This window comes from Sagittula marina (genome assembly GCF_014196795.1).
Taxonomy (GTDB): domain Bacteria; phylum Pseudomonadota; class Alphaproteobacteria; order Rhodobacterales; family Rhodobacteraceae; genus Sagittula; species Sagittula marina.
Genome location: NZ_JACIEJ010000013.1, coordinates 74721 through 100089, shown reverse-complemented (window position 1 = coordinate 100089; position 25369 = coordinate 74721). Strand labels below are relative to the sequence as shown.

The following is a 25369-nucleotide window of genomic DNA, read 5'->3' as shown; positions in this document are numbered from 1 at the left end:
GACCGGGCAGCAGGCAAAACGCCAGGATATGAAGCAGGCTAGACTTCAATGTCGCCCTCCGGCGCATCAAGAGGCGTGAAGGTGCAATCAGGCGCGACAGGGGCTGTCGAGGCGAGAAAGGTGAAGCAATTGGCCTGCGGCTCCCGATACTGGGTGCAGGAGGCCAGCGCGCCGAGCGCAGCCAAAGCGATAAGAATACGGATCATGAAAGCCTCCAAAAATCTGGGCGGTCGCGGTAATCGGCGCCGACAAGCGCTTCTCCCTTTTCCATGCCGCCAAGGATCGTGAGATTGGGCCCAAGGGCGCTCAGATCGGCATCGACGACGATTGAGCCCTGATCGTCGCGGATCAGTGCGAGGCGGCTGTTGCTGCCCGTGTTGAGAAGGACGTCAAGCTCCTTCTCCGTGAGGTTCAGCATGGCGTAGTCCGAGGCATTGGCGCGGATATTGGGTAGCAGGATCTGCGTCGGAACGGCTTCGACGATGGTCTTGCCGGTCCGGGTGCGCTCAAGCTGGCTGGCATATTGCGTCATCATCACCGCGACGGTGTTCTGCTTGCGCGCAGTCACGAGCCAGTTCGACAGCCGTTCGGCGAAATATGCGTTGTCGAGCGCCTTCCAGGCCTCGTCGATCACGATGATGGTGGGGCGGCGGTCCTCGATCTCGCGCTCGACCCGGCGGAAAAGATAGGCCAGGACCGCCATCCGTTCCTTGTCGGCCTCGCTGTCGAGAATGCCGGTCAGATCGAAGCCCACGACATCGCCCTTGAGCGAGAACGTGTCCTCGAGGCTCTGCCCGAAGATCCAGCCGTAGCGGCCGTCTTCGGTCCACTCGAGCAGGCGCTGGTGCAGATCGCCGCCGTCATCCGTAGACACAAAAAGCGATGCGAAATCCCGCCAGTTCCGCAGGGCCGGATTGGAGGCCTGGGCATTCTGGCGCACGACTTCCTGGATGCGATTGGTCTGTGCCGGTGTGAGCGGCTTGTCAGCGCGGTAGAGCAGGGTGGCAAGCCAGTCGGAAAGCCAGGCGGTGCCGCGCGCATCGGTCTCGGTCCAGAGCGGGTTGAGGCCCGTGGGCTGGCCGGCGTTCAGGGACGCGTAGCGCCCGCCATTGGCGCGCACCGCCATCTCCATACCGAGGCGGTAATCGAAGACGAAGATCCGCGCCCCTGCTCGACGGGCCTGCGTCATGAGAAAGGCGGAGAGAACTGACTTGCCAGAGCCCGGCCTGCCCATGATCAAGGTGTGCCCGCCGGTGGGTTCTTTGTCGGGCGACCCCTGCTCGTGATAGGAAAACCGGTAGGCGCTCTGTTCGGGCGTGGGCAGGTAAGTAATGACGCGGCCCCAAGGGGTTTTCGTGGCGGGTTTGCCGAGTTGGGTCCGGTGGAAAGCCGCGAAATCCGCGAAGTTGCGATTGGTGATGGCACTGGCGCGCACGCGCTTGGGCTGGTTGCCGGGATGCTGGCTGAGGTAATGCGCTTTGGCCGCGACGCGCTCGCCGATCATCTTCACGCCTTCGGTCGCGGCGGCGTTCACGATCTCGGCGCTGAGGGTTTGCAGTTCTTCGAGTGTGTCGCAAAAGAGCGTCACGACCATGTGATGCTCGCCGAAGTTTTGGCGCTTGGCCTCGAGATCATCAGCCGCGATGTCGAGCGCTTCCATGAGCGACAGGGCGGCGTCTTGGCTGGCCTGCATCTGGCGCTTTTGCCGCTTGATGCGGCCTGCCATGAGGTTCGAATTGATCGGTGTGAAGGAATGGGTGACGATCATGTCGACCGGCAGGTTCAGCATGTCGAACATGGTGCAGGAGGTGCCTTCCGAGTATTCTCCGATGGTGAAGCTCTTGCCGTAGCGGTGGCCCACGACGCCCTCGGAAAGCTCGAAATGGTCGCCGTGAAACGTAACGCGGGTATTGGCGACGTTGAAGGACAGAAAGCCGTAGGTGTTGGCCGGGTAGAGCGGCAGCTCGGTGCCCGTGTTGAGCGCGCCCAAAAATCCCACCAACTCTCCCGATCCGGCTGACAGCAGGCGCGGCTTGAGCTCGGTAAGCCCCGAGAGGAAGACGTTCACGGCCTCACCGAGGCGCTGCAGGCGTTTGCGGGTCTCCTCCTTCAGTCGGTCCGGCGCGCTGCGGCTCAGGAACGGCAGGAGGCTTTTCGGAGGCGGGCGGTGAATGACGGTGAGCGTCAGTGTTTTGTCGCGGAGCCCGCTGGTCTCGAGTTTCGCGCGCCAGCGCCGGTCGACCTCGCCCGCGAAGCTGTCCTCACGAACTGGGTCCAGATCCGGTTTGATGGCCTTGGAGACCTTGTGGACGTAATAGCTGAATTCCGGCCCGAGCTGCGCGATGATGCGGCCAAAAAGGGCCGTCACCTTGTCGAGATAGGCATCATCGGTCGTGTAGCTGTTGATCCCCTCGAGCCGGATGCAACGGAAGAGCTCGTTCACCCGGGTGCGCACGGTCTGGTCGTCGACGAGGCTCACATAGGGCAGCATATGCGCAAGCCGGGTCTCGCGCGCATACCAGTCTGGCGTCATTGTGCGGGGGTCGAGCGCAGCGTTGCGGGCTTCATCACGGGGCATAGCTGTCCCCGCCATGGATGTTGCGGTTTCGCGTGGGTGGCGTCTCCTGCAGCGCCGTCATCATCACGTCGATGAAACGCGGGTCCCAATCCGCGGCCTTCCACAGCACCGGATAGAGCAGAGCCGCGACAGCCAGCACCGCAATATGCTGGACCCAGACGAAGAGAAGCACCGAGCCGAAGAGCCAGACCATCGCATACATGATGGGCAGGCCCAGGAGCTTCGGCGGACGCACGAGGCCGAGGAAGAGAGGCGCGCGCTCAGCCACCGGCAAAGACCGCGGCAACGATGGTGGGGGCGGCGGCGACACCAGCGATGCCCACGAGGACCCAAAGCGCCTGGCGCAGGTCGATGATGTTGAAGAACCAGCTCAAGAACACGCCGAGGACCGCGAGTGTGGCGATGACCACACCAAGAGGTCCGGTCAGCGCATCGACAATGCCCTGTAACAGGCTCTGGATCGGGGAGAGATCAATGCTCTGGGCGAGGGCGGGTTCGGCAATCAGCAGGAATAGCGCCAGCGAGGCGACAAAAAGGTTTGAAATCTGTCTCACGAATTTGATCCTTCCAATCGGGCCACGACAGCCATGACGCGGGCCACGTGGTTCTGGGTTTCTCGGTAAGGGGGAATGCCACCGTGTTGGCGCACGGCGTCCGGCCCCGCGTTGTAGGCCGCCAGCGCCAGATGCGGATCGCCGAAGCGCTCCAGCATCATCGCGAGGTAGCGTGCAGAGCCGTCGAGGTTCTGTTGGGGGTCACGCGGGTCAACGCCGAGGTCGCGCGCGGTGTCGGGCATCAGCTGACCAAGGCCAATGGCGCCCGCATGTGAGATCGCATCCTGCCGATAGCCGCTCTCCACTTCGATATTGGCGCGGTAGATGCTCAGCCAGCCCGTGACGGAAAGCTCCGCGCGCCTTAGGCCGGGGTGGCTGGCATAACGCAGGGCCGTGGTCTGAATCCCGGAGAGGACATCGGCGTGGGGCAGGGGGGTCGGGCGGGCAAGGACCGCGACTTGGACGCCCTCTTGCTCGGCCTCTACCTCGCCGAAGATCGCGATCCCATCGGAGGCCGAACCCTGACCAATCCCGTCATTGTAATTGCGCGCGAAGCTATTTTGGGATTGGGAAGGCGTCAGGGAGCCGTCGCTCTCCATGACCAGGACCATTTGCGCTGAGGCAGGTGCTGCGACCAGCCAGAGACAGACGAGGTTAGCTGCCAGCGACCTTGTCTGATGGCGCTTTGTCTGGCGGGGCGAGTTTATGCGTACGGCTTGTCCCCGCCTCAAGCGGCAGGTCGACATGTGCAAAGCCAAGGCCAATAAAGAAAGACACCACGCCGGAGATCGTCTTGAACTCGCGGATCTTGATATCGTTGTAGGTCGTCCGCGTGCGGGCGGTGACGAGGAGCTTTTCCACCCCGTCATCAGAGACAACACGCATGATCCAGACCCCGTAATAGCTGGGGCCTTTCTTGTGTGCCGACTCTTGGCACAGGATTTCTGCGCTATAGCCGCTTTCCACGAGTTCGCGGAACCTGGCTTCCGTAACCACATTTGGTGCTTCGATGTCCCAGTTCATGGCCCGGCTCACGCTTTCTCCAATGGCGCGACCCCAGGCATTCCTACTTGAAGCCCAGAGTTACGATAGTATATTATCAACCGCAAGATGTAATATCGTGCTTTAGCTGTAGTTTGGTTACGCAAACACTAGTCACGGCCAGTGTCCGCGATCAAGGAGATAACAGGTTTGAGAAACCCAAGGTTGACAGGCCTGCTCCCATTGCAAGCTATGGTCCTTCTGATCTGCGTTCCCGGACCAGTTTTGGCGGAATCCTGCTTCGCCCCGGCCCGTCCTTTCATGCCAAGCGATTCGCAGGCAGCGCGGGACTATTCGGACATCATCCGTGGCGACTTCGAAGATTACATCCAGGATATCCAGAGCTACTTCCGTTGCCTCGACAGCGAGCGCGCCCGCGCCTTCGAGGAAGCGCGCGAAGTCAGCGAGGACTATGGCCGATTTCTGCAATTGGTAGGGGATTGATGGGCAACCTCGGGAGCATCAGACTTGCAGCCCATGGAAACCAGACGCCGATAACACCCTCATATATCTACTTTTTAGATAACAGATTTCATCCGCTAGCGACGTCACAAAAGGTATGTGACGCGTGGCAAAGACAATCAGAACAAATGGCCAGTTGGCGCTCGTCCGTGCGTTGGTTGAAGCACGTCAAAATGCGGGTCTCAGCCAGCAGCAGTTGGCGGCGAAGCTCAAACGCCACCAGTCATTTGTCGCACGTCTCGAAAGTGGCGAGCGTCGTATCGACGTCGTGGAGTTTACAGTTCTGGCGAGGGTCATTGGCTTTGACAAAGATGAAGTCCTGTCGATTGTCGAAGCCGCCACGGAGCCCGACCACAGGATTTGAACCAAATGAATTGTTGAGAACACGGGAACCCATTTTCCCGGTCCGATGATCATTCCCTCATCGAGGACCAGTTAGCCAACATCAAAGAAGCCCGGCGCGCGGTCGTAGTGAACGCTCTGCAACCCCACGCCGCAATTCGCAGCGCCACAGTGCAGGAAGTCAGTAAACAGTGAACGATGATAGGGGTGAGGGCGTCGCGATCGCCAATCTGATCGGGACCGATGGGTGCAGTGTTGTTGGTTGGGTTTATCGCTGGAGTACAGGCTCACATGCGGTGATGTGGGACGTCCAAGGGCCCCAGCCGGTATCGGAAACCTGGCCGGATATAAGTGACGAACAGAAGCAAGAAATCGACTTCGACGCGCTGACGAGGATCGGAAGAAGCGACGACGGGTGAACAGAGCGAACCCGCGGTTTTTGCCGAAACGCCAAACAGCATGTGGACCGCGACGCGTATGCGGTGCGGTCGTACACCCCAAAGAAGCCGTCTTCCGAGACAAATCTACGAGACGGCAGGTCAGTAGTTCACCTGCTCGAACCCGTAGTTGCCCTCATAGTCACGCCAATCGACGAAGACGGATCGGTGATAAATGCCAGGACAATGCTCGCCCCAGCGTTCAAGACCTTCGTGAGCCGAAGGAAGGGCAGTGACGGAAGACCTTTGCCAAGCGAAGTCACCTTGGGTCCCGTAAGTGCCGAGGACCACGGTCGCGCTTCGGTTACAGTCCCCATCGCGCCCGGACTCGTGCTGTCGTGCATACCGTACATCGAAGACGCGGATGGACCGCACGAAATTGAACTCTGGCCCGCTGATATCGATGTCCGCGCGGTCCTGAACGAGCCGCAGGGCGAGGTCGGTGGGAACGAGATTATCTACTGGCAAGGATTGAAGCGGTCGACGGCTGTCGGTTCGGTACAAGGCTTCAAAGATGCGGCCAGCGTTGTTTTGTAACCGATCGTTCTCGTAGGAGGCGCCCATGGGACAGCGCCAGATTTGCAGCGGTGGTTCGACCGGCCAAGGTGTAATCCGCCGGATAAATTCGGCGCGGGCTCGGGCGCAAGGGACGGAAGCAGGCCAGCCGCCAGACAGGCACAGGAGGATTGCGCAATCGATCGGGTATGTCTGCGCACGGGCGGGTATTGGCAGCGAAGAACCTGTCACGGTCAAAGCGACTGCGACCGAGGCGAGGAGTTTTTTGAGTAAATGGCGCATTCTGAGGAACCTCCATGACCGGAGTCCAGCATACATACGATAATATACTATCGCAACACGAAGTATAAAGACGCATAATGAAGTTTATGTAATATATTGGTAGTATCAATCAGCTTTCCTTCGCTAATCAGCAATCCAAGCTTGACCTTCCAGTTGCTGGAAGCCCCATCTTGGGAGTTGGCATCATTTTGGAGGGCTAGAGCATGATACAGGTAACAGAACCGCACCCGCGAGAGCGGTCATCCGATCAGGCCAAGGATCCAGTTTGCGGCATGTCCGTCACTATGTCTCCGGAGGCCCGTCAGGCGGATTATGACGGTGAAACCTTCTACTTCTGCTCCGATAAGTGCCAGACCAGGTTCGAGGCCGATCCGATCTACTATGCCTCAGGTACGGCATCGGATCACAGCATGACCCCGAAAGCCGGGACTCAGTACACCTGCCCAATGCACCCCGAGATAGTTCGTGACGAGCCCGGCGCCTGTCCGATCTGCGGCATGGCGCTTGAACCGATGGTGCCGTCGGATGAACCCAGCGAAGAACTGACCGACTTTACCCGCCGAATGTGGATCAGTGCCGCCGCGGCCGTTCCTCTGGTTATCCTGACTATGGGAGAGCTGGTCGGTTTGCCGGTCCGGGACTGGATCGGACATCGGCTGGCGACATACATCGAGTTTGTGTTGGCGACGCCGATCGTGCTGTGGGCGGCGAAGCCGTTTTTCGTGCGGGGTTGGGCGTCGATCGTGAACCGCTCACCCAACATGTGGACGCTGATCGCGATTGGTGTCGGCGCGGCATATCTCTATTCGCTGGTCGCCACGTTCCTTCCTGGTGTGTTTCCGGACGAGTACCGAATGGGCGCGGGTGTCGGCACCTATTTTGAAGCTGCCGTCGTCATCATCACTCTGATTTTCGTCGGGCAAGTACTGGAATTGCGGGCGCGGGAACGGACCGGCGATGCCATCCGGGCGCTGCTCGATCTGGCCCCGAAAACCGCGCGACGCATTCTGCCCGACGGTACGGAATACGACGCACCGCTGGAAAACATCGTTGAGGGAGATCGCCTGAGGGTTCGCCCAGGTGATGCGGTCCCCGTTGACGCCAAGGTTGTTGACGGAACGTCATCCATCAACGAGAGCATGATAACCGGCGAGCCGTTGCCGGTCGAAAAAGGTCCGGGCGATACGGTCACCGGCGGCACAATCAATAAGAACGGCTCCCTTGTCATAGAAGCCGCCCGTGTAGGTGCCGACACGATGCTGAGCCAGATCGTCGAGATGGTCTCGAACGCGCGGCGATCCCGTGCACCGATCCAGGGGCTCGCGGACCAGGTTTCTTCCTATTTCGTGCCGACCGTTGTCGTGGTCGCCATCCTTTCCTTCGCCGCTTGGCTCGGCTTCGGGCCCGAACCGGCACTCGTCTTTGCTATCGCCTCGGCGGTGTCAGTGCTGATCATCGCCTGCCCCTGTGCTCTGGGTCTGGCGACCCCGATTTCGATCACGACGGCCGCAGGTCGCGGTGCGCAGGCGGGTGTCCTGATCAAGGACGCCGAAGCGCTGGAACGCATGGCCAAGGTCGATACGCTGATCGTCGATAAGACCGGCACCCTGACCGAAGGCAAGCCGACGCTAACCGATGTGAACGCTTTGGACGACGAGTCCGAAGAAACCATTCTGACCCTCGCGGCTGCCTTGGAAAAAGGCTCCGAGCACCCGCTGGCAGAGGCCATCGTCGAAGGCGCGAAAGAGAGAGGTATCAAAGTCGGCAATGCCGAGAACTTCGAAGCCGTGACCGGCAAGGGTGTGAGCGGAACCGTCTCGGGCCGCGCCGTCGCGCTTGGTAACACCGCGATGATGCGCGACATGTCCCTCGACACCTCCGCAGCAGAGGAGGCAGCAGATGTTCTGCGAAGCGAAGGCAAGACGGCCATGTTCGTGGCCATAGAAGGAAAACTGTCCGGCATCGTCGCCGTCGCCGACCCGATCAAGGAAACGACGGCCGAGGCCATCAAGCAATTGCACGAGGCGGGCCTGCGGATAATCATGGCTACGGGTGATAACGAACGCACAGCAAGGGCCGTGGCGCAGCGTCTTGGCATCGACGAAGTACGAGCCGGCGTTCTCCCGGAAGACAAAAAGGCACTGGTGGACGAGCTTCACGCGAATGGCAAAAAGGTCGCCATGGCCGGCGATGGTGTCAACGACGCGCCTGCCCTCGCTGCAGCGGATGTCGGCCTTGCAATGGGTACGGGTGCGGACGTGGCGGTTGAAAGCGCGGGCATCACTCTCTTGCGCGGCGATTTGAACGGTATCGTCAAGGCACGGACGCTGGCCGTGGCGACGATCCGTAACATACGCCAGAACCTGTTCTGGGCATTCGCCTACAACACGCTCGGTGTGCCCTTGGCTGCGGGCGTGCTCTACCCGGTATTCGGGCTGTTGATGTCGCCCATGTTCGCCGCCGCCGCAATGAGCCTCTCGTCGGTCTCGGTCATCGCGAACGCGCTCAGACTACGGCGATTGAGGCTTTAGACGATCCGCGTATTGAGCGTGAAGCTGGACGACACTTCTATTTCAGCAAAACGTGTATTGCTGATCTATGAGAACTTCAGCATAGCATGTTGCATGTTATTCAAAACGCGCCTTTTTCTGGTTGCTCTGTTGGTTGGCGCTGTTCTGGTGCAAATCAATCTTGCGTCCATTTCAAGTGTGGACCCAGCGCCTGCTATGGCTATGCAGAGCGATTGCTGCCCGAACGACTGCCCGGACATGCCGGAATGCGACGCTGCCTGCATTTCTACGACGCAATGTCGTGTGGCCCCGATCGTGGCCGAGCTCGAACGAGTGATCCTGGTGAACCTGCCTCGGTCCGGACGTGCCGGGTACGTGCGGACTGAGGCAACGGCGATTCTGCAACAGGCAGACGGCGGATTGCAAAGACCGCCCAAAGCATAGCGGTTCTGGTGCCTGCCGCACCAACAGCCGCGCGCCGATGTAACGTTTAGACCAGTTCCAGGTCGATACGATGGTCGGCGTTCCCGTTGCCCGTCAATACAGGCGTATCATGCCCCGTTATATTCACAGCGCCCTTGCTGCCCTCGTGGTCGCTGCCCAGCTTTCCGTGCCGGTGGCACAGGCCGCTGCATCTGATTACATTCTCGTTCTTGTCGAGACGACTTATCCCTTCGGAGACGATGCGGTTCTAGAAGTTCGTCTGATTGATACCCGCACCAATGCGCCCGTGGAGGGCGCCGTCATCTTTGCCACAAGGCTGGATATGGCGCCGGACGGGATGGAGACGATGACTTCACCGGTCTTGGCGTTACCCGGCGAAGAGCCGGGTCTCTATCGCTTCTCTGCCGATCTGACGATGGACGGAAACTGGCGCTTTTCAGTTGCGGCCAAGGTGCAGGGCGAGATGGAAACCGTTCAGGCACAGATCGTAATCGAGGTACAGCCATGAGCGCCTTTGGCAAACTGGTGCTGATCGCCGTCGTTGGCAGCGCGGCTGGATGGGTTGGCCTTGCGGCGGGCGGCAAACGCTGGACGCCTGCGATGCTGACGGATGTGGCGCAGACGCAGCTCACAGCACTTTTGGGACGTGAAGCTGACGCGATGCCGGCCGAAATCCGATCGGCGATGGGCCCGATTATCTACTATCGACACCCTGACGGTCTTGCCGAATGGTCCGCGGTTCCGACCGACACCGTCGATGGCAAGGCGTTTCTGACGGTGCTGGCAAGCGAAGATGTGTCGTTTGACCCAGAGGCGCCCAACCCCCTAGAGGCGAAAATTGGCGAACGAACCGTTCTCTACTACCGGCATCCGATGGGCCTGCCTGATACGTCTCCGGTGCCTAAGCAGGATTCCATGGGCATGGACTACCTTCCCGTTTTTGCCGATGAGGCAAACGATGCCGGATCGGTGACCGTATCGCCCGGCAAACTACAGCGCACCGGCGTACGTACGTCAGTTGCGGTGCTCAAGCCCATGGCAACGACGGTTCGAGCGCCGGGGATCGTCGCGCTAGATGAGCGTCGAGTTAGCGTCATTTCATTGCGTGCGGATGCTTTCATCGAAGAAGTTGAGGATGTAACGACCGGATCAATCGTTGAAGCGGGCGAACCGCTGGCGATGCTCTATTCTCCGGATATCGTCTCGGCGGCCGCACAGTATGTTTCGGACCTGCGAAGTGGTGAAGGGCGCGTGGAAGGCAGCCGTCAAAGGCTGGCAAACTTGGGTGTTCCCGTGTCAGTGATCGACAAGATCGCGGCGGACAGGCGTGCGCCGGTGCAAATCAGCCTGATGGCACCGCGGTCGGGCGTGGTTCTGGAACGAATGGCCGTCGAAGGCATGATGTCCGAGGCTGGCGAAACGCTGTTTCGTATTGCCGATACATCGGTTGTCTGGATCATGGCGGACGTGCCGGAATCTGCGCTCGCGGGCCTTTCGGATGGAAACGCTGCGACGATCACCTTCCCAGGCCTACCGGGCGAGACCTTCAGCGGCATCATCGACAAGATCTACCCTGAGGTCGATATGCAGACCCGGACGGCACGCGTCCGCGTCGACCTGTCCAACCCTGAGGGTCGCTTGCTTGTCAACATGTTCGCTGATGTGGCTTTGGCGACGGGCGACGGTGCGCCCGTGGTGCAGGTGCCGGAAACGGCGGTGATCGACACCGGCGATCGCCGGGTGGTGATCCGCGATATGGGAGAGGGGAAATTCGCCCCGCAGGATGTGGTGCTGGGGCGGCAGGCCGCCGGGATGGTGGAAGTCCGCGAAGGTATTTCCGAGGGCGACCGGATCGTCACCACCTCGACCTTTCTGATCGACGCGGAGAGCAACCTGAACGCAGCCCTGGCTGCGCTGACCGCCCCGGAGGCAGTCGAATGATCGCGCGTGTCATCGAATGGTCCGCCCGCAACCTTGTTCTGGTGTTCTTTGCCACGGCCCTTATCATCGCCTCAGGGGTCTGGTCACTACGCAATTTGCCGATCGACGCTATTCCCGATCTGTCGGACGTGCAGGTGATCGTGCTGACCGACTATCCGGGACAGGCCCCGCAAGTGGTCGAGGATCAGGTCACCTATCCGCTGACCTCGGCCATGCTGACGGTGCCGCGATCCCGCGTGGTGCGGGGCTTTTCGTTCTTCGGCATCTCTTTTGTATACATCATCTTCGAGGACGGAGTTGACCCGTACTGGGCGCGGTCGCGCGTGCTGGAATACCTCAACGCTGCTGCGGCTCGCCTGCCCGATGGGGTGACACCGGCCCTTGGTCCGGATGCAACGGGGGTGGGCTGGGTCTATCAATATGCGATCACCGGCGAGAACCTGAGCCTTGCTGAATTGCGGTCGTTGCAGGATTGGGTAGTGCGTTTCGGGGCTAGCCGCGCAGAGGGCGTGTCCGAAGTGGCCAGTGTCGGTGGCTTCGTTAAGCAATACTCGGTCACAGTTGACCCGGTCCGAATGCGCGCGCAGGGGATCACGCTGTCTGATATCGGCAAGGCCATCTCCGAGAGCAACATGGACACCGGCGGGCGCACGGTGGAGCTGTCCGAGTTCGAATTCATGGTGCGCGGACGCGGCTATCTGGCGGGGACCGAGGATATCGGCAACATCACCCTGCGCAGCATTGGCGGGGTGCCGATCAACCTGAAAGACGTCGCACGGATCGAAATCGTCCCCAACGAACGCCGCGGCATCGCCGAGTTGAACGGTGAGGGCGAGGTCGCCAGTGGCATAGTGCTTCAACGGGTCGGCGCAAATGCGCTGGATGTGATCGAAAACGCCAAGGCCGAACTGGACGTGGTGGCCCAAAGCCTACCGGATGGAGTCGACATCGTGCCGGTCTATGACCGCTCCGACCTGATCCTGTCGGCAATCGAGACGTTGAAAACAACGCTGCTCGAAGAAAGCCTCGTCGTGGCGGGGGTCACGATCATTTTTCTGTTGCACGTCCGCTCCGCCCTCGTGGCGATCATCATGCTGCCTGTCGGATTGCTGATGGCCTTCACGGCAATGAAATTTCTCGGAATCGGGGCCAATATCATGAGCCTCGGCGGCATTGCCATCGCCATCGGCGCGATGATCGACGCGGCCATTGTGATGATCGAAAATGCGCACAAACACCTCGAACGGGCCGCCCCTGACAAGCCACGCATCCAGGTGCTGATCGAAGCGGCAAGCGAGGTCGGCCCCGCGCTATTCTTCAGCTTGCTGATCATCACCGTCTCGTTTCTGCCGATCTTTGCGCTGGAAGGACAGGAGGGACGTATGTTCGGCCCGCTGGCCTATACCAAGACGTTTGCAATGGCGTCGGCGGCGTTCCTGTCGGTGACGCTGGTGCCTGCGTTGATGGTGGTTTTCGTGCGGGGTCGGATCATCCCTGAACACAGGAATCCGGTAAACCGCGTGCTGATCGCGGTCTACCGCCCGATTATCGGCGCCGTGTTGAAGGCTAAGAGCCTCACGATCATCGTGGCCATTGCGGCACTGGTAATCACCATCTGGCCCGCGCGCCAGCTGGGGTCTGAATTCATGCCCGTCCTGAACGAGGGCACACTTATGTACATGCCGACCACGCTGCCCGGGCTGTCGGTCACCAAGGCCGCCGACTTGATGCAGACCCAGGACCGCATCATCAAGACCTTCCCCGAAGTGCTGTCGGTTTTTGGTAAAGCAGGCCGCGCGCTGACTGCAACCGATCCAGCACCGACGGAGATGTTCGAGACGATCATCCAGCTCCGCCCGGAAGACGAATGGCGTCCCGGTGTGACCATTGAAAGCCTGCGACAGGAAATGGATGCCGCGCTGCAATTTCCCGGCGTATCGAACGCCTGGACGATGCCGATTCGGGCACGCATTGATATGCTGTCCACCGGCATCCGCACACCAGTGGGGATCAAGGTCTTCGGTTCCAGCCTGACCGAGATGGAAAAGGTCGCCCGTGAGGTGGAAGCCGTGGTCGGCACGGTGCCTGGAACGACCAGCGCCTATGCCGAACGGGTGATCGGCGGCTATTACCTTGACATCACCCCGGATCGTACAGCGCTCGGCCGCTACGGTCTGTCGGTGCAGGATGTGCAGGAGGTGATCGGCATGGCATTGGGGGCCAAGGCCATCACGCAGACCGTCGAGGGCCGCGAGCGCTACGACGTCGCAGTGCGCTATCCGGCGACACTGAGGTCCGATCCGGAGGCCATCGGACGCGAGGTTCAAGTGGCGCTGCCGGGCGGTGGCACAATTCCACTTGGGGACGTAGCCACCATCGAACGCACCCGTGGGGCCACTTCGATCCGCACCGAAAACGGACAGCTTGCCGTCTATATCTTCGTCGATATCGTCGGACGCGATCTCGGTGGCTACGTGGCCGAAGCGCAGGCGGCGGTCGCGGCTTCCGTCACCCTGCCACCCGGCTATTCTTTGGGCTGGAGCGGGCAGTTCGAGTACCTTGAACGTGCGAAACAGCGGCTGGCCACAGTTGTGCCGTTAACGCTGGCGCTGATCTTTCTGCTGCTTTACCTGAACTTCCGCCGTCTGACGGAAACGCTGATCGTGATGCTGTCGCTGCCCTTCGCGCTGGTGGGCGGCATTTGGCTCATGTGGTTCATGGGCTTCAACATGTCGGTTGCGGTGGCCGTCGGGTTTATCGCGCTGGCCGGGGTGGCGGCTGAAACCGGTGTGATCATGTTGATCTATCTCGATCAGGCGTTGAATGAAGCGCGTGACCGCGCGGGCGGCCGCGACCTGACCCGCGACGAACTCTACGCCGCGATCATGGTGGGTGCAGTAGATCGCGTTCGCCCCAAGATGATGACAGTTGTCGCAATCATGGCCGGCCTGATGCCGATCCTCTGGGCGCATGGAACCGGGTCCGAGATCATGCAGCGCATCGCAGTGCCGATGATCGGAGGTATGGTGTCGTCAACCTTGCTAACCCTGATCGTCATTCCGGCGGTTTATGCCATCCTCAAAGTCTGGAGCCTCAAGAAGGCCGGTACAGCGCCTGATTTGGCCCTCGGGCAGGCCGCAGAATAAGGGCAACAGCATTAAGGAGGCATTGGGAATCGAGATGAATGCTTGAAACCTATGGCGACAGAGCGACTTCAACGACGCGAATGGTGGTACTGCCGTCCGCGCCGCTGATTGGTTGCGTCCAGGCCACAAACGCCCCGGTTCCGCCAAGCGCCATCCTCGGAAAACCGACCGATCCGCCGCCTCGATTGATGTGGAGCGCCTGAGGCGCGACACATCCGGCATCTGGCGTTACGTGGCACATGACGATCGCTTCACCGCCTCCCACATATTCGATCCAGAGCGCCAATGCGCTGCCATCTGCAAATTGCAGGACGTCCACCCGACCTGCGGCTGCGCCGAGGTCAATGCGGAGCGGTTCGTCGAACTGCGCACCGCCATCGTCCGAAAAGGCGATACGAACCTTCGGCTCGTTCTCGGCTGCCGTGAACCAGATAACGGAAATCCTGTCGCCCATGGTATCAATGGCCGGGCCATTGACGGGGCATCCGGCGATTTCCCATCCGTCGTTATGGATCGTGGCGGGCTCCGTCCACTCCCCGTCGGCCTGCCGGACAGCCGATATATCGCGAATTTCATCGGCGGTTCTGTCACGATAGACCGCCACGATGTCGCCTGATGCAGTCCGCGCTGCAGAAGTCTGGCAACAGGTACAGGTGCGCACATCCAACAGGCTTTCTGGCTGCATCGTTCCGTCAAAGTTGATCTGCCGCGCGCGCAACTGCATCGCATTTTCGAAGCTGTCGCCTTCTGTCTGACTGTCATACTCTCGGCCATCCAGCCACAGCGCCGTCAATCCACCAAATTGGTCGGGTACCAACGAAACAAAACCATGCTCACGTTGAGACCTGTCATCGTGAGGGACAATCGGGTCAGTCCAGCTTCTGCCTTCATCTTTGGAAAAAGCGATTTTGACGTCGTATTGGTAATCGCCCGGTCCATTCAGCTCTAGCCATTGTGCCGCCAAACCGCCACCAGCAAGCGCCACTACCGAAGGGAAGTCGGCCCAGTTGATGTAAGTCTTTGACGATACATTAATTGTGCGGACGTCCGACCACTCACTGCCGTTGAGGATGGCCATGCGAACTTCCGCTTCGGTTCCGCTTTCTTCGGTCCAGCTCAGTAAAACCCTGCCATCCGACAAGGGTGCGAGTGATGGTTCGCGCGCATTGATGCCAACAGGTGATCCGCGGTCGGTCAATCTGAATAATCCGGTTTCCTCCGCGTATGATGCGGTGGACGAAGCGAACAATGCACCAAGGATCAGAGTCGACGCAGCAGAACATTTAATCATGAACAGAATTTTCCCACCAGCTATTGCTTTTCTGTGGCAACCCGAATGCTAATTGGCCGTGAGCCAACTCCCATTCTTTTGACCGACGAAAATGCTTAGTCAATTCCGTTGGCCCGCTGCAAAGCTCGAATGTACGCCACGATAGCAAGGATGTCTGAGCGCGTCACGCCTTCAACCGCTGGCATGTTGCCAAATTCCCAGTGGTGCGCCCGAACTCCATTCTGCGCTGCGAGGACAAACGCCATGTCGCCGTGGTGGCTGGGTTCATAGATCTTGTGAACAAGCGGAGGAGCGACGCCATCTTGGCCTGCGCGTTTCGGCCATGGCAAGCGGAACAGACCGCATCATAAGCGCTTGCGCCGATTTGCTCCTGCTCTGTGAAACTGTTTGGTAGCTTGACAGTAGCGAGAGCACCCGCGGGAAGCGCGATGCTGTCCTGCCTCTGGGCGCCCGTCCGAGTGTGGCTCGGTTGCACAATGAACCATACTGCTGCAGCGACGGCGACCAGAGCAAAAAATATCGCTGCCCATTTCATACTATCAAACTCTCTCATGATGTTGCGATGGCCCCCTGCCTTTTTAGAGACGAAGCCGGGTATCTCAGTTGGGCTTGCTCGAATTGACTGACCTCCTGCGGCATGGTGTTGTCTGCTTGAACAATTGCGGATTGCTGGATCGATTTGTTGAAAAAGGTCGTGATTTCGTGGTACCGGATCCGCGTGTCTTCCAGCGTCTGATAGTAATTGAAGAGTTCTTTAAGCGGTGCCGAGAAGTCTTTGTGTGCGGCTAGGACGGCCACCAGGGCACCGAGTGTAATACGCCCTTCGATGACGAAATATCCTCCCAATGAGTAGAACAGGAATGGGGTCAGCGCGGTTAGAAAATTGTTGAGGGCCTTGATGAAGAACTTCAGGCGGAAAATCTTCCTGCGGACGTGCTCAAGCTCTCTAAAACTCGCTCCGGCCGGTAGCAGTCCGGTCGGATTGACCTGCCGTTCATGCAACTGTTCGCTAAGCTGTCTACCGAGCTGTCGGACTTCCTTGATTCTTGTACGTGAAAGGGCGTTGACACGCCGCTGTAGCTTGGGCAGCAGCACGAGCTGGATTGGCAGCACCGTCAGTGCGGCGGCACCCAACACAGGGTCCTGAACGAACATGAAAAACAGGATCGTCAACAGTGTACCACCTTGTAGGATTGGCAGCGTGAGGACATCTGCCGCGAAGCCACCTATGGGCTCAACTTCCTGTGCGAGAATAGGGACGATTTCGCTCTGGTTTCGGGAGTCGGGATCGCTGCGCCATTGCCGATAGACCAGCAGCCGGAAGCGCCGCAGAAAACGCTCAGCTACAAATCCCTTGAACACGTTAAGGCCATATTTGTTTAGCCCATTCAGGATGATCGCCAAAAGGTAGAGACCACAGAGAAGCATTAGGAAAACGACCTGATCGACGTCTCGTCCCAAAACGGCAACGGGGAAACGATCAGAATCCAAAGCGTTGTTTACGATCTGCTTTGGCAGTTCGAGGGTCAAATATAGAATAGGCATCGCGATGAGGCTGACTACAATCATCAATGCCTGCTGCCTTCTGGAGTAGCGCAGGACCGTGCTGAAAAGACTGCCTTCAAGCCCCCGTATGGGTTCGGGGTGGAACGTAGAGGTGTGACGGCGCTTCCAAAGCTTGAAAATGCCGCGAATAGCAAGATATGAGCCGACAGTGATCAGCAGCGCGGGTGCCAAGACCAGTATCAGATGAATGAACGGGTGAACCCAGTCTGGCGTCGCATCGCTGTAGTCGTACCCAAACGCGGCAGATACGTTGTGTACAAGCACGTGATACCTGTCCAGGAGTGACATCAAAAACTCTAACCCTTGGATTTCGGCGCAAGGTGATCGTGCACGATGATGACGCCCCACATGCCCGCTTCCCGGTGGCCGGGTATCAAGCACACGAACTCCAGGTTTGTCATATCGGAGAACTCCCAGATCAGGTCGGCATTTTGTCCACTTGGGATCAAAACCGAGTTGGCGCGATCATGTTGCATATCGGGGTGTTCGCGCATCCACTGCTGATGTTTCGCAATTTCGTCAAAGGAGCCGAGAAAGAACTCGTGATCCAGAGCGCCCGTATTGCCAATCAAAAACCGAACGACCGATCCCTTTTCAATCTGGATCGCGTCCGGCTCGAAAAGCATGTATCCGCTTTCTGTCTCCCTGATGGATATTTCGATCGTCCGGTCGAATGAGGAACCGACACCGGGCTTCCCGATCGCATCATGGCCAGGCAATTCAAAGGCCCGCGCATGAGGTTGCTGGCCTTTGCCACTGGAAGCGTTCACTGAGAAAGCCGGAAAGACGAGCACAAGGGCGGTGGTGCAGATTATCAGGAAATTCATACTGCTCGGCTACCTCCTTAACGCTTGATTTTATTGCCTCAAAGCGTTGGGGCCGGGCGTGTTCGCCTCGGCCCCATTGTCTATCTTCACTTCATCTGCGTGACAGTAAGCTTGCCCTTGACCCGGTCGGCAACGAACTCGATGTCCTGACCTTCCGCCATCTTGGCCATCATCGCTTCGTCCGCGCGGAACACCATCGTCATCGCGGGCATATCGAGGTTGACCAGAGGGCCGTGGATGATTGTGACCTTGCCGGCTTTGGCGTCGATCTTCTTGATGGTCCCGCTCGTATATTCCACGTCAGCCTGAGTCATCTGGTCCCCCACTGAGACCGCACGGTGCATTCCGGATTCGTAGTGACCCGGGATCAGGCACGCGGCTTCGAACGTACCAGCATTCGCGAACGTCCAGACGACCTCGCCCGTGGCACCCGGATCAAGACGGATACGGTTCGGGTCGTCGTGTTCCATGTCCATCTTGGCCATTTCGATCTTGTGCTCGGCGTTATTTTCCAGCGTGTCGAGAACAAACTCGTGTTCCAGCTCACCCTTGTTCGTGATGTTGAAGCGGATGGTTTCACCCTGCTTGATGGTCATCTCCTCACTCTCGATCAGCATTTCGCCTTCGTCGTTTTCAAGCAGGGTTACATCAATCGACCGGTCGACTTTTGCCGTATGGCCGGGCATACCGACGGCCATTTTGGCATGACCAACGTCAGCGAAAGCCCCCGTTGAAGCGAAAAGGACGAGAGAGGTGCTCAGAAGAAGTTTTTTCATTTGGTTTTCCTGTAGGTTTGGTTTGGTTGGAGTCGACGAAGGGCCGTTCAGCCCTCCGAGTTTGGTTTTGGTGTGAGAATGGTCTTGGGACTGTTGTTCGAGGCGAACTCGGGCAATTCGCCAGTCCATTCGTAGGCCATCTCGCCCGGAGGATTTTCGTACCAGCCGGGATCGGAGTAATCGTCCGCGTCGATGCCGTCCCGCACCTTTACGACCGAAAACATGCCGCCCATCTCGATGGGGCCGTAGGGCCCCCAACCCGTCATCATCGGGATCGTGTTGTCAGGCAGCGGCATTTCCATTTTCGCCATGTCCCCCATGCCGGACATGCCCATGGGCATGTATTCCGGCTGGAACTGACGGATCTTCTGGGTCAGCGGCTTCTTGTTGACCCCGATGAACGTCGGCACATCGTGACCCATGGCATTCATCGTGTGGTGCGACTTGTGGCAGTGAATCGCCCAGTCACCCAGATGGTCTGCGACGAACTCATAGGCGCGCATCGCGCCCACGGGGATGTCGATGCTGACCTCCGGCCATTGCGCTTCTGGCGGCACCCAGCCACCATCCGTGCAGGTGACCTTGAAGTCATAGCCATGCATGTGGATCGGGTGGTTTGTCATCGTGAGGTTGCCGACGCGTACTCGCACCTTGTCGCCCTTGTTCACGACCAGCGGATCGATGTCGGGGAAGATCCGACTGTTCCACGTCCACAGGTTGAAGTCCGTCATCGTCATGATGCGGGGCACGTATGTGCCGGGATCGATGTCAAAGGCATTCAGCATGATCAGAAAATCGCGATCCACCGGCATGAAGGTGGGATCCTTGGGATGGACCACGAACATGCCCATCATCCCCATCGCCATCTGGGTCATTTCGTCGCCATGGGGGTGGTACATGAACGTGCCGGACTTCACCAAGTCGAATTCGTAGACAAACGTTTTTCCTGGCGGGATGCTGGGATGACTCAACCCGGAGACCCCATCCATGCCCGAGGGCAGGATGAGCCCGTGCCAATGCACCGTGGTGCCTTCCGGCAGCTTGTTGGTGACGTAGATGCGGACCCGGTCGCCTTCGACTGCTTCGATCGTTGGACCGGTGGACTGGCCGTTGTAACCCCACAAATGCGCAATCATGCCGTCTGCAAGTTCGCGCTCTACCGGTTCGGCGACGAGGTGAAATTCCTTGACCCCGTTGTTCATCCGGTGCGGCAGGGTCCACCCGTTCAGCGTGACCACAGGTGTGTAGTCCGGCCCTGACGACGGACGCGCCGTAATCGCCGTTGCCGCACTGTCCATCTGCGCGGCTTCGGGGAGGCCCATGTTCAGGGTTTGACCCCAGGCTTTTGAAGAGACCAGCGTTGCACCTGCGGCGCCGGCTCCGAGTAATTGACGTCTGTTCAACATGTCAGTTCCTTTCAGTGTCCTGCGCCGCCACCGGCGGCAAGCGTTGCGCCTTCTCCACCAGCACCACCGCCGCCTTCGCCGCCGCCATAGATCGCGGCGGTCAGATCGGCCTGTGCCATGTAGAACTCGCGTTTTGCGTTTGCCGCTTCCAGGGATGCGCCAAGTTTCTCGCGCACATCAGTCAGCAGCTCGAAAGTGTTGGTGATCATGCCGTTGTAAGACAGCAAACCCTCTTCTTCGACGGTCGTGCGTAGCGGCACCAGAACGTCGCGGTAGTGGCGCGCGATTTTATAGGCGGCATGATAGGAAGTCTCAGCACCGCGCGCTTCGGACCGGACGTTCACGGCCTTCTCTGCGAGCACGTTGGCCGCTTGTAGATAAGACAATTCCGCCTTGCGCATCCGGGCCTTGCCGGTGTCATAGATCGGGATCGCGAACTCCACTTCCACCTGAGGGGTGGTCACGGTTTCCGTTTCTCCGTCCTCAATTTCCCGCTCCGCCTCGAACCCGGCAATGAACTCAAGATCGCTGACAATGCGGGTCTGATCGGTCAGCCCAAACGCCTTGGCCTGCGCTTCCAGGCCAAGTTTGGCAACACGGAGATCCACCCGGTTTCGGAGCGCCTTGGCCTCGATGTCGGTCACACGGCCGACAGAACGCGGCAGTGCAGGAAGGGCATCTGGCACATAGTAATCGACTTCGGTGCCCCAGAGACCCATCAACCTGGTCAAAGCCTCCTTGGACCGAGTGGCGTTCAATCGTGCCTGTGCAAGTTGCCCCGCCAGTTCGGCATTGAATGCCTGTTCGCGGGCCTGCCCAGCTTTGTTGAGTGCGCCGGTCTCGCCCAACCGCATAGCCAGTTCCGAGCCGGCGTCAGAGGTCGCTTTCGCGCGCCGCAGATAGCTCACTGCCTCGAAGGCGGCGACTGCATCGACCCATGCCTTTCGCGTCTGATTGGCCAGTGCAAGTGTGTCGTTCACGGCATTGAGCTGAGCCTGCCGGAAGCTTGCATCAGCAATGGCCATGCGCTGTTTGCGCGTGGTGGCATCGAGGACGTTCGACCGGATCAGCCCTTCGATCGCCCTGTAGGCACCGAGCTCAGGCGCACCGATTCCCAAGACACCAATTGAGACGATCGGGTTTTCCGGCGTCGATTGTTGCCAAGCCTCAGCGGCCGAGAGGCCGACATTGGCGTAAGACGCTTGCAGACCCTTATTGTTCAGCAACGCAACCTGAACCGCCGTATCGGCCGAGATCGTCTTCTGATGCACCATGCTGTGCACCTGTTTTTTGAGCGCTTCGTTTTCGGCTTGCGTTTCCGCAAACACGGTCCGTTTGCCGATCGCTGGCGTGATCTGGCTGGCCACATTGGCAAAACCGGCCTTTGGTTCGGTGTAGATTCCCGGTACTGCGGTAGCGCAGGCGCCCAAGAAAAGTGGAAAGCCAAGAACCAGCGGAATCTTAGATGCCCGCATCAGTTGCCCTCCGTCTGCTCTTGATTGACAGACCGCCAATCACGGGGGCCGGTCGGACCACGATAGGTGTAGCCAGCCAATGGATCTTGATAGCTGATCGGAGACGAAACGGTCGCGTTAACGACAGCCTGTTGTGTCGCAATGGAGGGCAAGGGGGTAGGCTCATAGGCGCATGCGCCGAGCCCGAGGGCCGAGGCCCCCATAAGTAGATGAATTTTCATGAAGGTAACCTGATTGATGAACGATGTCTCACGCAGAGTCTGCGCAAGGCTCACACCCGGATTGGGCGCCGTTTCAGATCAGGAATCGAGGGGGCCGCAGAAACCCTGATGTTTCGACGGAATGCGTCTGACCGCTCAGGATCATATATTCTTTCGCAGCAATAGGATCCGGGAATACCAAGTCTGCGTCTGGAATGACGACAGAAATGCATATTCCGTTACAACACTGATTTGATTGTTGCTCTGTTTCACCCATGTCGGAGGATATGTCATCCACGTCAACTGTCGCCGGACGTTTCATGTGGTCGGCGTGGATATCGATTCCCTGACCAGCTGTCGGTTTGCTGAGAAGGGAGCTGATCGATCCAGAATGCTGACCATCATGCATTCCCGAGACCGCGTGTGCCGCAGAAGGTGGAGACAGAACCAATGCCAACGCAAAAGCGAAGCAAGTGAGGAATTTCACCCATACCGAAGTGGCGACACGCATTCTCATAAATGGCAACTTGGACGTTTTGACAAATTAGTCAACGCTTACAGCGCGGGAAGGTTTGGCACATTCTAGCGAGGCAGGCGAATTCTCGCTGCGTGCGCTCAAAACTGTTGCGCAATAGGTACATAGCAACGTTCACCATTCAGACAGAAGACGCGAAAATGGTAGTGAGTACTTCAGTAATGACAGGAAGTGCCGGGACTAACTCAGTCTTTCCGATCCGTAGCCCGCATCGTGAATCGCTGCCTTCAGAGCGCTTTCATCCAATGCGCTATCTACCTCGACGGAACGCGCAGTCAGGTCACAGGTGACAGTCGCGTGTGGGTCTATCGTCACAATGGCCTTCTCTATCGACGCGGTGCAATGTCCGCAGTTCATGTCCGGCACGCTGAACCTGATCATCACGATCTCCTTCTTGCTGCTGCTATCTAGGGCGTTCCCCTATGGGAAGGTCAATGCCCGAAAAAATTCCTCGATGCACCTGTTGACCTTCCAGTGAATGGAACCCTTATCTCTCGGAGAACCAGGATCAGGAGTCACCCATGTCGGATTCGCATACCCTTCGACTTTCCCTGCAGAACATGTCCTGCGCCTCTTGCGTCGGGCGGGTGGAGCGTGGGCTTTCCGGCCTGCCGGGCGTCAGCGACGTTCGAGTCAACCTCGCCAGCGAAACCGCTCAGGCGCAGATCGACGCGCCAGAGCGCATTTCGAACATCGTCGAAAAGCTGGAAGAGATTTGCTATCCGGCCCGTAAGCAGAGCACTCGCCTGAACGTGGCCTCCATGTCCTGCGCGTCCTGCGTCGGTCGGGTGGACAAGGCGCTGGCGGCGGTGCCAGGCGTGCTGGCCGTGAACGTCAATCTGGCCTCGGAAACTGCGACGGTAACGTATCTCGAAGGCTCGGTTGCGGTTGCAGACCTGCTGAAGGCGGCGGGTGACGCAGGCTATCCCGCGACCTTGCCGCAGGACAGAGAGGCGGAAGACACGAGTGTCCGGAAGGATGAAGAGGCGCGGATGCTGGCCCGCAGGACCGCCCTGGCGGCGGCCCTCACCCTGCCGGTGTTTCTGCTGGAAATGGGCGCGCATCTGATCCCCGGAGTGCATGGACTGATCGGCGACACGATCGGTCACCGGGCAAGCTGGCTGATTCAATTCGGCCTGACAACGGTGGTCCTGTTCTGGCCGGGGCGCAGCTTCTACACGCGCGGTTTTCCTGCGTTGCTCAAGGGCGCGCCGGATATGAACAGCCTTGTCGCTGTCGGCACCTCTGCCGCCTACCTCTATTCTCTCATCGCGCTTTTCGCGCCTGCATTGCTGCCTGAAGGGTCGCGTGCGGTCTATTTCGAGGCGGCGGCAGTCATCGTGGTGCTGATCCTGCTGGGACGTTGGTTGGAGGCACGCGCGAAGGGCAGAACCGGCGCCGCGATCCAGAAGCTGCTGGGCCTTCAGGCCAAAACCGCCCGCGTGCTGGTGGACGGGGAACCGCAGGATGTTGCCATCGAACGCATCACCACGGGCGATATGCTGCTCGTGCGACCCGGAGAGCGGATCGCCGTTGATGGCGAGGTGACCGAAGGCAGTGCCCGTGTCGATGAGAGCATGATCACCGGCGAACCCGTACCGGTTGCCAAATCGGCGGGCGATCCCGTCACGGGAGGGACGGTCAACGGCTCCGGCGCCTTCCATTTCCGCGCGACCCGCGTGGGCGCGGATACCACCCTGGCCCAGATCATCCGCATGGTCGAAGAGGCGCAGGGCGCCAAACTGCCGATCCAGGGGATGGTGGACCGGATCACGTTGTGGTTCGTCCCGGCGGTCATGGCTTTTGCCGCGGTGACGGTACTGGTCTGGCTCGTGCTCGGCCCGTCCCCCGCGCTCTCCTATGCCCTTGTGGCGGGTGTGTCTGTACTGATCATCGCCTGCCCCTGCGCGATGGGGCTGGCCACGCCGACCTCGATCATGGTCGGCACGGGGCGCGCCGCGGAAATGGGCGTGCTGTTCCGCAAGGGCGATGCGCTGCAACAGCTTTCGACAGTCGATGTCGTGGCGCTGGACAAGACCGGCACGGTGACCGAAGGCCGCCCCGAGCTGACCGATCTGGTGCTGGCAGAGGGCTTTGACCGGGCCGAGGTGCTGGCGCTGGTAGCAGCAGTCGAGGCGCAATCCGAACACCCCATCGCCGAGGCCATCCTGCGTGCGGCGAAGGCCGGGAAAGTGGTACGGCATGACGCGCGGAACTTCACCTCCATCACGGGCCACGGGGTCCGGGCCGAAGTCGCGGGCCGTGACGTGCTGGTGGGCGCCGACCGACTGATGACGCGCGAAGGGCTGGAGATCGGCGCGCTGTCTGACGTCGAGCGCCGCCTGGCCGAACGGGGCCGCACCGCGCTTTACGCCGCCATCGACGGACGCGTTGCCGCCGTCATCGCCGTGGCCGATCCGGTGAAGCGGTCCAGCGCGGCGGCCATCCGGGCGCTGCACGATCTGGGCCTGAAGGTTGCCATGATCACCGGCGACAAGCGCGAGACGGCAGAAGCCATCGCGCGCGAGACCGGCATCGACCATGTGATCGCGGGTGTGCTGCCGGATGGCAAGGTCGCGGCATTGGACGATCTGCGCGGCACGGGCCAGCACATCGCCTTTGTCGGCGACGGCATCAACGATGCGCCCGCGCTTGCCCATGCGGACGTGGGCATCGCCATCGGCACCGGCACCGACGTCGCCATCGAATCGGCCGACGTGGTGCTGATGTCGGGCGATCTGCGCGGCGTGGTCAACGCGCTGGAAGTGTCGCGGCGTACGATGCGCAACATCCGCCAGAACCTGTTCTGGGCCTTCGGCTATAACGTAGCCCTCATTCCGGTGGCGGCGGGGCTGCTCTACCCGGTAGCGGGCCTGCTGCTGTCGCCGGTGCTGGCGGCTGGGGCAATGGCGCTCAGCTCGGTCTTCGTACTGACGAACGCGCTGCGCCTGCGCCGTGTCCGCCCGGCGATGGACGACGCGGCGAAGGCCGCGACTGCCCCCCGCATGTCCCCCCTCCCGGCGGAATGAAACAAGGAGAA

Annotated in this window: 23 protein-coding genes and 1 pseudogene; 8 read left to right on the top strand and 16 right to left on the bottom strand. The window is 59.7% G+C overall.

The annotated features are described in order from the left end of the window. Positions 1–38: 38 nt before the first annotated feature. From GGQ68_RS20560 to GGQ68_RS20535, 6 genes are read right to left on the bottom strand one after another with little or no spacing between them, the layout of a single operon-like run. A complete protein-coding gene (locus GGQ68_RS20560; protein WP_183969286.1) occupies positions 39–206 on the bottom strand; it encodes a hypothetical protein in 168 nt (55 codons plus the stop codon). Continuing rightward, positions 203–2578, bottom strand: coding sequence for a VirB4 family type IV secretion/conjugal transfer ATPase (locus GGQ68_RS20555; protein ID WP_183969285.1), 2376 nt, complete (start codon positions 2576–2578; stop codon positions 203–205). The genes GGQ68_RS20560 and GGQ68_RS20555 overlap by 4 nt, the downstream gene beginning before the upstream one ends. Beyond that, positions 2568–2846, bottom strand: a complete 279-nt coding sequence (locus GGQ68_RS20550; protein ID WP_183969284.1) for a VirB3 family type IV secretion system protein — start codon at positions 2844–2846, stop codon at positions 2568–2570. Before GGQ68_RS20550 ends, GGQ68_RS20555 begins: the two co-directional genes overlap by 11 nt. Further along, positions 2839–3132, bottom strand: a complete 294-nt coding sequence (locus GGQ68_RS20545) for a TrbC/VirB2 family protein (RefSeq protein ID WP_012187323.1) — start codon at positions 3130–3132, stop codon at positions 2839–2841. Before GGQ68_RS20545 ends, GGQ68_RS20550 begins: the two co-directional genes overlap by 8 nt. After that, on the bottom strand, positions 3129–3743 hold the full coding sequence (locus GGQ68_RS20540; RefSeq protein WP_183969282.1) for a lytic transglycosylase domain-containing protein: 615 nt from the start codon (positions 3741–3743) through the stop codon (positions 3129–3131). Before GGQ68_RS20540 ends, GGQ68_RS20545 begins: the two co-directional genes overlap by 4 nt. Positions 3744–3786: 43 nt before the next feature. Beyond that, positions 3787–4155, bottom strand: a complete 369-nt coding sequence (locus GGQ68_RS20535) for a hypothetical protein (protein ID WP_183969280.1) — start codon at positions 4153–4155, stop codon at positions 3787–3789. A gap of 210 nt (positions 4156–4365) precedes the next feature. Here GGQ68_RS20535 and GGQ68_RS20530 point away from each other — a divergent pair, with 210 nt between their 5' ends. After that, complete coding sequence (locus tag GGQ68_RS20530) at positions 4366–4617, top strand: hypothetical protein (protein WP_025042455.1); 252 nt, start codon at positions 4366–4368, stop codon at positions 4615–4617. Positions 4618–4741: 124 nt separating this feature from the next. Beyond that, positions 4742–4999 carry a helix-turn-helix domain-containing protein gene (locus GGQ68_RS20525; RefSeq protein ID WP_183969278.1) on the top strand — a complete coding sequence of 86 codons (258 nt, stop codon included), beginning with the start codon at positions 4742–4744 and terminating at the stop codon, positions 4997–4999. Between the two features lie 517 nt (positions 5000–5516). On the opposite strand, the gene GGQ68_RS20520 is transcribed toward GGQ68_RS20525, so the two are convergent. Beyond that, a complete protein-coding gene (locus GGQ68_RS20520; RefSeq protein ID WP_246429476.1) occupies positions 5517–6212 on the bottom strand; it encodes a hypothetical protein in 696 nt (231 codons plus the stop codon). Positions 6213–6415: 203 nt separating this feature from the next. On the opposite strand from GGQ68_RS20520, the gene GGQ68_RS20515 reads away from it, so the two are divergent. The 5 genes from GGQ68_RS20515 (at position 6416) to GGQ68_RS20495 (ending at position 14253) form a co-directional block, all read left to right on the top strand. Next, positions 6416–8743, top strand: a complete 2328-nt coding sequence (locus GGQ68_RS20515) for a heavy metal translocating P-type ATPase (protein WP_183969274.1) — start codon at positions 6416–6418, stop codon at positions 8741–8743. A gap of 12 nt (positions 8744–8755) precedes the next feature. Beyond that, complete coding sequence (locus GGQ68_RS20510) at positions 8756–9166, top strand: hypothetical protein (RefSeq protein WP_183969272.1); 411 nt, start codon at positions 8756–8758, stop codon at positions 9164–9166. Between the two features lie 109 nt (positions 9167–9275). Further along, the gene (locus GGQ68_RS20505) at positions 9276–9674 is read left to right on the top strand and encodes a FixH family protein (protein WP_183969271.1); all 399 of its coding nucleotides are present in this window, start codon (positions 9276–9278) and stop codon (positions 9672–9674) included. After that, positions 9671–11107, top strand: a complete 1437-nt coding sequence (locus GGQ68_RS20500) for an efflux RND transporter periplasmic adaptor subunit (protein WP_183969269.1) — start codon at positions 9671–9673, stop codon at positions 11105–11107. The genes GGQ68_RS20505 and GGQ68_RS20500 overlap by 4 nt, the downstream gene beginning before the upstream one ends. After that, on the top strand, positions 11104–14253 hold the full coding sequence (locus GGQ68_RS20495; RefSeq protein ID WP_183969267.1) for an efflux RND transporter permease subunit: 3150 nt from the start codon (positions 11104–11106) through the stop codon (positions 14251–14253). Before GGQ68_RS20500 ends, GGQ68_RS20495 begins: the two co-directional genes overlap by 4 nt. Positions 14254–14302: 49 nt before the next feature. Here the strand turns inward: GGQ68_RS20495 and GGQ68_RS20490 are convergent, their stop codons facing one another. The 9 genes and pseudogenes from GGQ68_RS20490 to GGQ68_RS20450 form a co-directional block, all read right to left on the bottom strand. Further along, complete coding sequence (locus GGQ68_RS20490; RefSeq protein WP_183969265.1) at positions 14303–15451, bottom strand: sialidase family protein; 1149 nt, start codon at positions 15449–15451, stop codon at positions 14303–14305. Positions 15452–15639: 188 nt separating this feature from the next. Continuing rightward, positions 15640–16079, bottom strand: a pseudogene (locus tag GGQ68_RS24460) (c-type cytochrome). 14 nt (positions 16080–16093) lie between these two features. Further along, positions 16094–17398 carry an ABC transporter transmembrane domain-containing protein gene (locus GGQ68_RS20485; protein ID WP_183969263.1) on the bottom strand — a complete coding sequence of 435 codons (1305 nt, stop codon included), beginning with the start codon at positions 17396–17398 and terminating at the stop codon, positions 16094–16096. Between the two features lie 8 nt (positions 17399–17406). Beyond that, the gene (locus GGQ68_RS20480; RefSeq protein ID WP_343056015.1) at positions 17407–17904 is read right to left on the bottom strand and encodes a cupredoxin domain-containing protein; all 498 of its coding nucleotides are present in this window, start codon (positions 17902–17904) and stop codon (positions 17407–17409) included. 119 nt (positions 17905–18023) lie between these two features. Further along, complete coding sequence (locus tag GGQ68_RS20475) at positions 18024–18713, bottom strand: copper-binding protein (RefSeq protein WP_183969261.1); 690 nt, start codon at positions 18711–18713, stop codon at positions 18024–18026. 47 nt (positions 18714–18760) lie between these two features. Beyond that, complete coding sequence (locus GGQ68_RS20470) at positions 18761–20119, bottom strand: multicopper oxidase family protein (RefSeq protein WP_110506225.1); 1359 nt, start codon at positions 20117–20119, stop codon at positions 18761–18763. Between the two features lie 11 nt (positions 20120–20130). After that, a complete protein-coding gene (locus GGQ68_RS20465) occupies positions 20131–21594 on the bottom strand; it encodes a TolC family protein (protein WP_183969259.1) in 1464 nt (487 codons plus the stop codon). Then, the gene (locus GGQ68_RS20460; protein WP_221235659.1) at positions 21594–21815 is read right to left on the bottom strand and encodes a hypothetical protein; all 222 of its coding nucleotides are present in this window, start codon (positions 21813–21815) and stop codon (positions 21594–21596) included. Before GGQ68_RS20460 ends, GGQ68_RS20465 begins: the two co-directional genes overlap by 1 nt. A 694-nt stretch (positions 21816–22509) precedes the next feature. After that, a complete protein-coding gene (locus GGQ68_RS20450) occupies positions 22510–22710 on the bottom strand; it encodes a heavy-metal-associated domain-containing protein (RefSeq protein ID WP_183969253.1) in 201 nt (66 codons plus the stop codon). Positions 22711–22850: 140 nt separating this feature from the next. On the opposite strand from GGQ68_RS20450, the gene GGQ68_RS20445 reads away from it, so the two are divergent. After that, on the top strand, positions 22851–25358 hold the full coding sequence (locus GGQ68_RS20445; protein ID WP_183969251.1) for a heavy metal translocating P-type ATPase: 2508 nt from the start codon (positions 22851–22853) through the stop codon (positions 25356–25358). Positions 25359–25369 lie beyond the last annotated feature (11 nt).